Origin of the sequence: Nocardioides sp., assembly GCF_024509035.1 — a bacterium.
GTDB lineage: Bacteria > Actinomycetota > Actinomycetes > Propionibacteriales > Nocardioidaceae > Nocardioides.
The window spans coordinates 1-11,227 of record NZ_JANINT010000050.1 but is presented as its reverse complement, the minus strand read 5'-3'; the positions used below and the strand labels follow the sequence as shown (position 1 = coordinate 11,227).

The following is an 11,227-nucleotide window of genomic DNA, read 5'->3' as shown; positions in this document are numbered from 1 at the left end:
TCGGTCGAGTGCCAGGACATGCCTCCGATGAGGCCGATGGTCAGCATGCGTCCACCATCGGCGGTCCCGTCGCTCCAAGGAATCCCCGTTCTCGTTGCACGCCCCATAAGCGATGCTTGGGTCATGGACGTCCTCGACCCGCGCCGGGTGCTGATCTTCCGGGCCGTGGCGCGCGCCGGCTCCATCAGCGCCGCCGCGCGCGATCTGGGCTGGACGCAGCCCGCGGTGAGCCAGCACCTCGCCCGGCTCGAGCGCGAGGTCGGTGGGCCGCTGCTGCTGCGCGGGCCCTCCGGCGTACGCCCGACGGAGGCCGGTACGGCGCTCCTGCGCCGAGCGGACGTGATCGCGGCCGAGCTGCACGCCGCGGGCGAGGAGCTCGCCGACCTCGCGCAGCTGCGGGGCGGTCGGGTGCGGCTGGTGGCGTTCCCGTCCGCGGCCGCGACCCTGGTGCCGACGGCGCTCGGCGACCTGGCGCGCGAACGGCCGGGGCTCGAGGTGGGCCTCGAGGAGGCCGAGCCGCCCGAGGCGATGGCGGCCGTGCTGGCCGGCGACGCGGACCTCGCGCTGGTGTTCGGCTACGACGGGCCGCCCGAAGGGCGTGGCGTGCTCGAGTGGCGCCCGGTGCTCGAGGAGCCCGTCCACCTCGTGCTGCCGGCGGGGGACCGCGCCGTCGCCGGACTGGCGGAGTTGAGCGACGCGGAGTGGATCGGCGGCTGCGTCCGGTGTCGGGCGCACCTCGTCGCGTGCTGCGAGGCGGCCGGGTTCGAGCCGGCGATCCGCCACGTCACCGACGACTATGTGGTCGTGCAGAACCTGGTGGCCGCCGGGCTCGGGGTCAGCGTGCTCCCGGCCTCCGCGCTCGAGGCGCACCGGGCTCCGGGGGTGCGCAGTGTCGAGCTGCCCGGCCTCGGCCGGCGCCGGGTCGGGCTGGTGTTCCGTCCGGGGGCGGACGGCGTACCGGCGACCGCCGCCGTGGCCGCCGCACTGGCCGCCGCAGCGCGTTGACCCGCCCGAAACTTTCGGGCGGGTCAACGGAAATCGGTCGGGCAACCGGGAACACCAACGGGCAGAGGTGCGTTGGACCGGGTGAACGAAGTTGAGTTGAACCGACTCAACTTATTTGCCAGACTCACACCGACCGGTGCGAGGATGACAGCACCCGAAGACTCGATTTTGCGGAGGTAGCAGAAATGGCACGTGCGGTCGGCATCGACCTGGGCACGACGAACAGCGTCGTGGCCGTTCTCGAGGGTGGCGAACCCACCGTCATCGCCAACGCCGAGGGTGCCCGGACGACCCCGTCCGTCGTGGCCTTCGCCAAGTCCGGCGAGGTCCTCGTCGGCGAGGTCGCCAAGCGCCAGGCCGTGACCAACGTCGACCGGACGATCCGGTCGGTCAAGCGTCACATGGGCACCGACTGGAAGACCAAGATCGACGACAAGGACTTCACGCCGCAGCAGATCAGCGCGTTCGTCCTGCAGAAGCTCAAGCGCGACGCCGAGGCCTACCTCGGCGAGCCCGTGACCGACGCAGTCATCACGGTCCCGGCGTACTTCTCCGACGCCCAGCGCCAGGCCACCAAGGAGGCCGGCGAGATCGCGGGCCTCAACGTCTCCCGCATCGTCAACGAGCCGACCGCGGCCGCGCTGGCCTACGGCCTCGACAAGGGCGACGACCAGACGATCCTCGTCTTCGACCTCGGTGGCGGCACGTTCGACGTGTCCCTGCTCGAGATCGGCGAGGGCGTCGTCGAGGTCAAGGCGACCTCCGGTGACAACCACCTCGGCGGTGACGACTGGGACGCCCGCATCGTCGAGTGGATGGTCAAGAAGTTCAAGGACAACAACGGCGTCGACCTCGCCGCCGACAAGATCGCCAAGCAGCGCCTCCAGGAGGCCGCCGAGAAGGCGAAGATCGAGCTGTCCTCCTCCTCCGAGACCACGATCCACCTGCCCTACATCACCCACGGCGAGTCCGGCCCGCTGCACTTCGAGGAGAAGCTGACCCGCAGCGAGTTCCAGCGGCTCACCGCCGACCTGCTCGACCGGACCAAGGGCCCCTTCCAGAGCGTGCTCAAGGACGGCGGCGTCGCGGTCAAGGACATCGACCACGTCGTGCTCGTCGGCGGCTCCACCCGCATGCCGGCCGTGACCGACGTCGTCAAGGAGCTGCTCGGCGGCAAGGAGCCCAACAAGGGCGTCAACCCCGACGAGGTCGTGGCCGTCGGCGCCGCGCTCCAGGCCGGCGTCCTCAAGGGCGAGGTCAAGGACGTGCTGCTGCTCGACGTCACCCCGCTCTCGCTCGGCATCGAGACCAAGGGCGGCGTGATGACCACGCTCATCGAGCGCAACACCACCATCCCGACCAAGCGCTCGGAGATCTTCACGACCGCCGACGACAACCAGCCGTCGGTCGAGATCAAGGTCGCCCAGGGCGAGCGCCAGATGTGGGCGCAGAACCAGCCGCTCGGCAACTTCGAGCTCACCGGCCTCCCGCCGGCCCCGCGCGGCATCCCGAAGATCGAGGTCACCTTCGACATCGACGCCAACGGCATCGTGCACGTGACCGCCAAGGACCAGGCCTCCGGCAAGGAGCAGTCCATGACGATCTCCGGCGGCTCGGCGCTCGGCAAGGACGAGATCGACCGGATGGTCCGTGAGGCCGAGCAGTACGCCGAGGAGGACGCCAAGCGCCGCGAGGCCGTCGAGACGCGCAACCAGGCCGAGCAGCTCGTCTACACGACCGAGAAGTTCCTCGACGACAACGCCGACAAGCTGCCCGACGACGTGAAGACCGAGGTCCGCACCGACGTCGACGCCCTCAAGGCCACCCTCGAGAAGGAGGACGCCAGCGCTGACGACATCCGCGCCGGGGTCACCAAGCTCGGGGAGTCCAGCCAGAAGATGGGCGCCGCGATGTACGCCGCCGCCGAGGCCGACTCGGCCGCCGCGGGCGGCTCCGCCGGGGCGACCGGCGAGGCCGACGACGACGTGGTGGACGCCGAGATCGTCGACGAGGGCCCGGCCGACGAGGGCGAGTCCAAGTGACGGAGCCGTCGTACGACGAGCAGCAGCCCACGCAGGTGGAGGAGGAGCGGCCCCAGGAGACTGGGGTCGCCCCTCCGCCCGCCGCGGACGCGGCTGAGCCCAGCACCGAGGCCGAGGCCGAGGCCGCCGAGCAGCAGGCCGAGCAGGAGCTCGAGGACGAGCTCACCGTCGCCCAACGGGCGGTCGGCGAGCTGACCGCCGACCTCCAGCGGCTGCAGGCGGAGTTCCTCAACTACAAGCGTCGCGTCGACCGTGACCGCGAGCTGATCCGCGAGAACGCGACGTACGTCGCGCTCACGCCGATCATCGACGTGCTCGACACCATCGACCGGGCGCGCGAGCACGCCGAGCTCGACGGCGGCTTCAAGGCAGTCGCCGAGCAGCTCGAGCGGGTGGTCTCCGGGCTGGGACTCACGAAGTTCGGCGAGCCCGGCGACCCGTTCGACCCGACCGTCCACGAGGCCCTCTCCCACATCGGCGAGGACCCCGAGGTCACCGTGACGACCTGCAAGGTGGTCGCCAAGGCGGGCTACCGGATGGGTGAGCGGGTCGTGCGCGCCGCGCAGGTGCTGGTGGTCGACCCGCCGAGCGGCCCGACCGAGTAGGAATGGTCATCCAGAACGACACAGGAGAGGGGGTGCGCGCGTGAGCACCACGGACGGGTTCCGGGCCGACTGGGCCCAGAAGGACTTCTACGCCGAGCTGGGCGTGAAGAAGGACGCCTCGAACGACGAGATCAAGAAGGCCTACCGCAAGCTCGCGCGCGCCAACCACCCCGACTCCAACCCCGGGGACACCGCCAAGCACGACAAGTTCAAGGCGGTCGCCGAGGCCTACGACGTCGTCGGTGACCCCGAGAAGCGCAAGAAGTACGACGAGATGCGCGAGCTCTACGGCTCGGGCGGCTTCCGCGGCGGGTTCGGCGGCGGCCAGCCCGGCGGTGGCGGCTTCAACCTCGACGACCTGCTGCGCGACCGGGCCGGTGGCGGCGGGGGCTTCGGCGACATGTTCGGCGACCTGTTCGGCGGCGGCTTCGGCCGTCAGGGCGGCCGTCGCCAGCAGCAGCGCCCGCGGGCCCAGAAGGGCCAGGACGTCGAGACCACGGCGACGATCAGCTTCACCGACGCCATCGACGGCGTCACGATCTCGCTGCGGCTGACCTCCGACGCGCCCTGCCCCGACTGTCACGGCACCGGCGGCAAGCCCGGCACCAAGCCGCACGTGTGTCCCGAGTGCGAGGGTGCCGGGTTCGTGGTGGCCTCGGCCGGTGGCGCGTTCTCGATCAATGAGACGTGCCCGCGGTGCGGTGGTCGCCAGCTGATCTACGACGAGGCGTGCCCGACCTGCCACGGATCCGGGCGCGGCACCTCCGCACGGTCGATCCAGGCGCGGATCCCCGCCGGCGTACGCGACGGGCAGCGCATCCGCCTGCGCGGCAAGGGCGGTGCCGGCGAGAACGGTGGCCCGGCCGGCGACCTCTACGTCACCGTCAAGGTCGCGCCGCACCGGCTCTTCGGCCGCAAGGCCGACAACCTCACGCTCGACGTGCCGGTGTCCTTCGACGAGCTCGCGCTCGGCGCGGACATCAAGATCCCCACCCTCGGCGGCGCGCCGGTGACCCTCAAGGTCCCGGCCGGCACGCCGAGCGGGCGGACCTTCCGAGTGCGCGGCAAGGGCGCGCCCAAGGCCGACGGCAGCAAGGGCGACCTGCTCGCCACGGTCGAGGTCCAGGTGCCGGCGGTGCTCGACGCCAAGGCGCGGGAGGCCGTCCAGGCCTACCGCGAGGCGACCACCGGCAAGCCGTTGCGATCCGGACTCTTCGAGGAGGCGTGAGACCACCGTGCCGACCCGTCGACCGACGTTCGAACCGCCCGGGCCCGACGCCGCCGTCTTCGTCATCAGCGTCGCGGCGGAGCTGAGCGGACTCCACCCGCAGACGCTGCGCACCTACGAGCGGCTCGGCCTGGTCTCGCCGGGCCGCACCGTCGGCGGTGGGCGGCGCTACTCCCACCGCGACATCGAGCGGCTGCGCGAGATCTCCGAGCTGACGTCGTCGGGCATCGGCATCGAGGGCGTACGCCGCATCCTCGACCTCGAGAACCGCGCCGCCGCCCTGGCCCAGCGCAACGAGGAGCTGCGCCGCCAGGTCGAGACCCTGCGCGAGGCACTGCGCCAGGCGGCCTCCTCACGCCCGGCCGGGCTGCCCAACAAGCTCCCGGTGCTGCGCGGACCTGATCCTGGGCAGTCGGTGGTGGTGTGGCGCCGGGGTCGATGACCCCGCGCCGGTGGGTCGTCGCCGGGTGCTGGGCGCTGGCGGTCGGCTCGTTCGCCCTCCTGCCGCTGGTCACCACCGGTGCGGACGCCGAGCGCGTGCCGGGCCTCGACGAGATCGGCTGGTGGGTCGGGGCGGCACTGGTCACGCTCCAGGCGCTCCTCCTCCTGCGGTGGTGGTCGAACCCCCAGGTCGCCCTGCTGATGGCCGCTCCTGCCGCCGTGTTCGCCGGGGGCGCGACGCTGGGAGACGCCACCAACGTCACCGGGTTCTTCGTCATGGTGGCGGCGTACCTGGTCGCCGTCACTCGCCCCGTGCGGCAGACCTGGCCGACGCTGGTCGCCGCGGGCGGCCTGGTGGCCTGTGGCGGATTCGTCGCTGGCCTGCGGCTCGACGACCCGATGCTGACGTCCGTCGGCGGCCCGCTGTTGCAGGCGACCGGCACGATCGGCGTGCCGGTGCTGGTCGGTGTCCTGGTCGCCACCCGGCGCGAGTCGCGGGCCGCGCGCGAGGACCAGCAGCGGGCGCTGCTCAGCGAGCGCGATGCGCTGCTCACCGCCGCTGTGGCCCGCGAGCGCACGGCGATGGCGCGCGAGCTGCACGACATCGCCGCGCACCACCTCTCCGGCATCGCGGTGATGAGCGCCGCGATCGGCACCCAGATCGACACCGACCCCGAGGGCGCGAAGGAGGCTGCCGCACAGGTACGCCGGCAGAGCGTGTCGGTCCTCCACGACCTGCGCAGCCTCGTGGGTCTGCTGCGGGTCGGCGACGACGACTCCGCCTCGGGCACGACCCCGACGCGCATCGAGAACCTCGGCGGCCTCGCAGCCCTGACGTCGGACTTCTCGGCCGCCACACCGGTGGAGCTGACCGTCCTCGAGGCGCCCGACCACTCGCTGGGCGAGGGGATCGGCCCGCTGGCCCAGCTCGCGGCGTACCGCATGGTGCAGGAGTCGCTCGCCAACGCCGCTCGCCACGCGCCCGGCGCCCGCTGCGAGGTGGTCGTCGACGACCGCGACGCCGCGTCGCTGGTGGTCAGTGTGCGCAACGGCCCGCGCACGCGGCCGCCCGACGTGGCGGTCGGGTCGAGCGGGTTCGGCCTGGTCGGCATGCGCGAGCGCGCCGACCTCACCGGCGCGCGGCTCGAGCACGGCCCGACCTCCGGCGGCGGGTGGCAGGTCCTGCTGCGGATCCCGCGCGACCCCGACGTTCAGACCGATCCTCAGGAGACCCCATGATCCGCGTCGTCATCGCCGACGACCAGCCGCTGATCCGCGCCGGCCTCGCCACGCTGATCGGCGCCGAGGCCGACATCGAGGTCGTCGGCGTCGCCGCCGACGGCCTCGCGGCGGTCTCGACCGCGCAGCAGCTGCGTCCGGACGTGGTCTGCATGGACATCCGGATGCCCGGCCAGGACGGCATCGCCGCCACCCGCGCGCTGTGCGGGCCGGGCGTCGAGGACCCGATCCCGGTGCTGGTGCTGACGACGTTCGACATCGACGACTACGTCTTCGGCGCTCTGGAGGCGGGTGCCTCGGGCTTCCTGCTCAAGGACGCCGACCCAGCGGTGATCGTCGGTGCCGTCCGCTCGGTGGCGGCCGGCAACGGCACGATCGACCAGTCGCTGACCCGCCGGGTGCTCCGCGAGTTCACCACCCGCCGCCAGACCCAGCCCGTCACCGCCGGCCGCGCCACCGAGCTGCTCACCGCCCGCGAGCTCGACATCCTGCTGCTCCTCGCCCAGGGCATGTCGAACGAGGAGATCGCCGAGCAGCTGGTGTTGGAGGTGTCCACGGTGAAGTCGCACCTGGCTCGGATGATGCCCAAGCTCGGCGTCCGGTCGCGGCTGCAGGCGGCGGTGTGGGCGTACCAGAACCGGGTGGTCGAGGTCCCCGACTGATCGTCCGCACCCCGTTGCGGACGGCGTTGCATCGAAGGATGCAAGCGCCGAGGACCGTTCTCGCGAGGCTCGTGGGGAGGGTTCTCGCTTCCTAACGTCGTAGGTGATGAATCGAGAGATCCCACGACCTACGGAGCACCCCGTGACCACCCAGACCCTCCCCCCGACCAACCCGGCCGACGTCGGCACGCAGACCGCCGTACGCCTGCTCGACGTCACCAAGAGCTACGACGGAGGGCCGGCGCCCGTGACCGCGCTGCGGTCGGTGTCGCTCGCCCTGAGCCCCGGATCGTTCACCGCCGTGATGGGCCCCTCGGGGTCCGGCAAGTCCACGCTGCTGAACACCGCGGCCGGCCTCGACACCCCCAGCAGCGGGCGGGTGCTGATCGGCGACGTCGACATCAGCACGATGTCGGCCGACCGGCTGACCCGGTTCCGCCGCGAGCACATCGGCTTCGTGTTCCAGGCCTACAACCTGATCAACCACCTCACCGTCGCCGAGAACATCCAGCTACCGGTGCGCCTCAGCGGCCGCGAGCCCGACCTGGCCCGGCAGGCCGAGCTGGTCGAGTCCGTCGGCCTGACCGGCATGGAGGACCGGCTGCCCGGTGAGCTGTCCGGCGGCCAGGCACAGCGGGTGGCGATCGCCCGCGCGCTGATCACCGCACCCACGGTCGTCTTCGCCGACGAGCCGACCGGCGCCCTGGACTCCCGCACCGGCGCGCAGGTGCTCGACGTGCTCCGCGAGACCGCGCGCCGCCAGGGCCAGACCGTGGTCCTCGTGACCCACGACCCGCAGGTCGCCTCGGCCGCCGAGCGGGTCCTCTTCCTCGCCGACGGGCGGCTCGTCGACCAGCTCGACGCGCCGACCGTCGAGCAGATCACCGGGCGCATGGTCGCCCTGAGCACGGGCCGGTGAGCGCCGTGACCACGATGTCCGCCACCTTCGGTCCCACCGTCCGCAACGCCCGTGCCGCCGTCCGCGCCGACCGCGGCGGCGTCGCCGGCACCTTCATCGTCCTGATGCTGGCCGCCGCCCTGATCTCCGCGACCGGCGTCGTCATGGAGTCCGGCATCCGCGCCCAGGTCGACGGCGCCGGCGACGCCGCGCTGCTCGCCACGCTGGCCGGCTCGTTCGCCGGTACGGCGCTCGGCGTCGTCGTCCTCGTCGTCGCCTCGACCTTCGCGCTCGCGATCCGGCGCCGGCGTCGTGAGTTCGCCCTGATGCGCGCGATCGGTGCGACGCGGAAGCAGGTACGCCGGATGGTCGGCGCCGAGGTCCTCCTCGTCACCGTGGTCGCCGCCCCGCTCGGCGCCGTGCCTGGCCTGTTCGCGGCCCGCCTGCTGACCCCGACGCTGGTCGACAGCGGCATCGTCTCCGCCGGCTTCCAGCTGACGCTCTCGCCGATCCCGGCGCTGGCCGCGGTCGCCCTGCTGCTGCCGGTCGCGCTGCTCGCCGCCCGCCTGGCCGCTCGCGAGACGCTGCGGATGGCGCCCACGGCCGCGGTCCGTGAGGCGACGATCGAGAAGCCCGGAATCGGGCGCGCCCGGCTCATCACCGCCGCGGTCCTGGCCGGCACCGGCTTGTCGAGCGCGTTCTCCTCCGTCGCCGTGCCCGGCACGATCGGTGCCGCGGTCGCCGCGACCTCCGCCTTCCTGCTGGTCGGTGCCGCCGCGCTCGCCGGCCCGCTGCTGGTGACGCGGCTCCTGGGCCACAGCTCGTCACTGATCTCCCGGACGGGCGGGGTCAGCACCGCGATGGCGCTCGCGAACACCCGCGGCTTCGCGCGCCGGCTGACCACCGCGATCGTCCCGCTCGCGCTGGCGCTCTCGGCCGGCACCGTGCAGACCAGCGTGGACAAGACCGTCTCGGAGGCGGCCACGCGCCAGCTCGACGCCGGCATCCACGCCGAGCTCGTCGCGACCCCCGCCGGCTCCGGTGGCATCACGGCCGCCCAGGTCGACCGGATCGCCGACCTGCCCGGCGTACGCTCCGCGACCGCGTTGTCCACCGTCGGCACCCAGGTGCGCACCGACGACGAGATGCCGTCGGCGCTCAGCGGGCTGGCGTGGGAGCCGTTCCAGCTGCGCGTGCTGCCCGACGGTGGCGCCGGCGACGCGCTCGACCCGGACGTGACCGCGGGCTCGCTCGCCGACCTCGACGGCGAGGACACCGTCGCGATCAGCGCGGACGCGAAGTTCGACCTCGGCAAGGGCATCGGCGATCACGTGACCATGCGGTTCCCCGACGACACCGAGACGCAGGCGTTGATCGTCGCGGTCTACGACCGCGGCCTCGGGTTCGGCGACTACCTGGTCGGCGTCTCCACCGTGGCCGCCCACGACCCCGACGCTGCTGTCGACACCGTGCTCCTCTCGACCGACCCCGGTGCCTCCACGGAGGTCGCCGGCGAGGTGAAGGATCTCGGCGTCACCGCGCAGAGCAAGGATGCGTACGTCGACTCCGTGCAGACGGCCGCCGCGAGCAGCCAGCACCTGTCCGCCGTGCTCCTCCTCGCGCTCCTGGCCTTCGTCGGCCTCGCCGCCGCGAACACCCTGGTGATGACCACCGCCGGCCGCCGGGCCGAGCTCGACCTGCTGCGCCGCACCGGCGCGACCCGCGCGCAGCTGCTGCGGATGGCGTGGGTGGAGTCGCTCATCACGGGCGCAGCCGCGTGGGCGATCGGCACCGTCGCCGTGATCCCCGCCGTCCTCGGTGTGGGGTTCGGACTCCTCGGGGCCTCGATGCCCGGGGTCGGGTGGACGGCGTACGCCGTGCTCAGCGTGCTGGTGCTCGCGATCTCGGTGCTGACCATCGTGCCCACGGTCGTGCGCAACCTGCGTGGCCCTGTCTCGGCGAGGTAGCCGGCGAGCGGAACGGGCGCGTCTGCGTCACCGCTCGTCGACATCGTCGTCGGAGAGCCGCGGCAACGCGGTGGTCTCGGCGTCGACGTCGACCTCGAGGCCGGCCTCGGCAGGTGAGGCCGGCCGGCGGCGGGAGGGGTGCGGGCGCAGCGGAGCCGGCCAGGTGCGGACCGGGCGGCGCAGCTGGAGCTGACGCCGTACGCGCTGCTCCAGGTCGAGCTCACGCTGCACGCGCTTGACGGTCGACAGCACGCTGGCGTGCAGCTCGCGCAGGGCGGGGTCGGCCACCGCGGTGGACAGGTCCTCGAGACGGTGCCGCGCTTCGGGCAGGCCCTGCATCGACCCTCGCAGCGCTGCGAAGTCGGCCGACTCGACCTCGCCGGCGGGCGCCGCCTCGAGCCGGACGAGCTCGCCGAAGGCGTCGACGGCATCGGCCAGCTCACGACACGTCAGTCCCAGGCCGAGAAGCACGTCCGGGCCGCTGTCGTCCTCGAGCCAGGCGGGGTCGCCCTCGACGGCGTCGGCGAGCGCCCGGTACATCGAGCGGATGGTCAGGGCCGTGTGCTCGAGCGACTCCAGCCCGTGTCGCAGGCCGGGCCCGAGATCCGGGGTACCGACGGCGCGGACGTTGAGGCGGCGCCCCTGCTCGGCGTGCAGCAGCGCGGCCCCGACCCGCGGTACGTCGTGGTGGGTGATCCGGCGCGCGTCCTCGAGCCAGGCGGCCGCCGCCGTCGCGATCGAGCCGCGGTCGCCGGCCAGGTGCTCCAGGGCGTCGGCGGTGCGTCGCAGGAGGGCGCTGATCGCATCCGCCAGGCCCTCGATCTCGCGGCCGGCGTCGGAGGTGGGGATGCGCGGCGGGAAGAGCAGGTTGGCCGCGACGCCGATGCCCGCACCGACGAGTGTCTCCGCGATCCGCTGGCCCGCCGCCGCCTCGGCGCCGAGCGAGCCGACGCCGAGGACGAGCATCCCGCTGATCGCGACCTCGATGAGGTTGTCCCGCAGCCGCAGCGCCTGCCCCAAGGTGATCGAGAGGAGGATGAGCAGGCCGAGGCTCCACCACTCCAGCGGTACGACGGCGGCGAACCCGACCGCCAGCGACACCCCGGTCACCACCGCCACCACGCGGTCCAGGCCGCTGGC

10 protein-coding genes are annotated in these 11,227 nt (G+C 72.9%); 9 read left to right on the top strand and 1 reads right to left on the bottom strand.

Annotation, left to right across the window (positions count from 1 at the left end; all coding sequences use genetic code 11):
* Positions 1-123 precede the first annotated feature (123 nt).
* The 9 genes from Q0L15_RS04390 (at position 124) to Q0L15_RS04350 (ending at position 10,087) form a co-directional block, all read left to right on the top strand.
* Positions 124-1,005 (top strand): LysR family transcriptional regulator, encoded by an 882-nt coding sequence (locus Q0L15_RS04390; RefSeq protein ID WP_296602512.1) that lies wholly within the window; start codon positions 124-126, stop codon positions 1,003-1,005.
* Positions 1,006-1,190: 185 nt separating this feature from the next.
* Positions 1,191-3,047, top strand: coding sequence for a molecular chaperone DnaK (dnaK, locus tag Q0L15_RS04385; RefSeq protein ID WP_296602511.1), 1,857 nt, complete (start codon positions 1,191-1,193; stop codon positions 3,045-3,047).
* The gene (gene grpE, locus Q0L15_RS04380) at positions 3,044-3,652 is read left to right on the top strand and encodes a nucleotide exchange factor GrpE (protein WP_296602510.1); all 609 of its coding nucleotides are present in this window, start codon (positions 3,044-3,046) and stop codon (positions 3,650-3,652) included. The genes dnaK and grpE overlap by 4 nt, the downstream gene beginning before the upstream one ends.
* A gap of 40 nt (positions 3,653-3,692) precedes the next feature.
* A complete protein-coding gene (gene dnaJ, locus Q0L15_RS04375; protein ID WP_296602508.1) occupies positions 3,693-4,880 on the top strand; it encodes a molecular chaperone DnaJ in 1,188 nt (395 codons plus the stop codon).
* 7 nt (positions 4,881-4,887) lie between these two features.
* Positions 4,888-5,322, top strand: a complete 435-nt coding sequence (locus tag Q0L15_RS04370; RefSeq protein WP_296602506.1) for a helix-turn-helix transcriptional regulator — start codon at positions 4,888-4,890, stop codon at positions 5,320-5,322.
* The gene (locus tag Q0L15_RS04365) at positions 5,319-6,560 is read left to right on the top strand and encodes a histidine kinase (RefSeq protein WP_296602504.1); all 1,242 of its coding nucleotides are present in this window, start codon (positions 5,319-5,321) and stop codon (positions 6,558-6,560) included. Before Q0L15_RS04370 ends, Q0L15_RS04365 begins: the two co-directional genes overlap by 4 nt.
* Complete coding sequence (locus Q0L15_RS04360; RefSeq protein WP_296602503.1) at positions 6,557-7,222, top strand: response regulator transcription factor; 666 nt, start codon at positions 6,557-6,559, stop codon at positions 7,220-7,222. The genes Q0L15_RS04365 and Q0L15_RS04360 overlap by 4 nt, the downstream gene beginning before the upstream one ends.
* Positions 7,223-7,364: 142 nt before the next feature.
* Positions 7,365-8,141: an ABC transporter ATP-binding protein gene (locus Q0L15_RS04355; RefSeq protein ID WP_296602502.1), complete on the top strand. Its 777-nt coding sequence runs from the start codon at positions 7,365-7,367 to the stop codon at positions 8,139-8,141.
* The gene (locus tag Q0L15_RS04350) at positions 8,138-10,087 is read left to right on the top strand and encodes an ABC transporter permease (RefSeq protein ID WP_296602501.1); all 1,950 of its coding nucleotides are present in this window, start codon (positions 8,138-8,140) and stop codon (positions 10,085-10,087) included. Before Q0L15_RS04355 ends, Q0L15_RS04350 begins: the two co-directional genes overlap by 4 nt.
* Positions 10,088-10,114: 27 nt before the next feature.
* Here the strand turns inward: Q0L15_RS04350 and Q0L15_RS04345 are convergent.
* A partial coding sequence (locus Q0L15_RS04345; RefSeq protein ID WP_296602499.1) for an aromatic acid exporter family protein occupies positions 10,115-11,227 on the bottom strand: 1,113 nt, incomplete at its 5' end.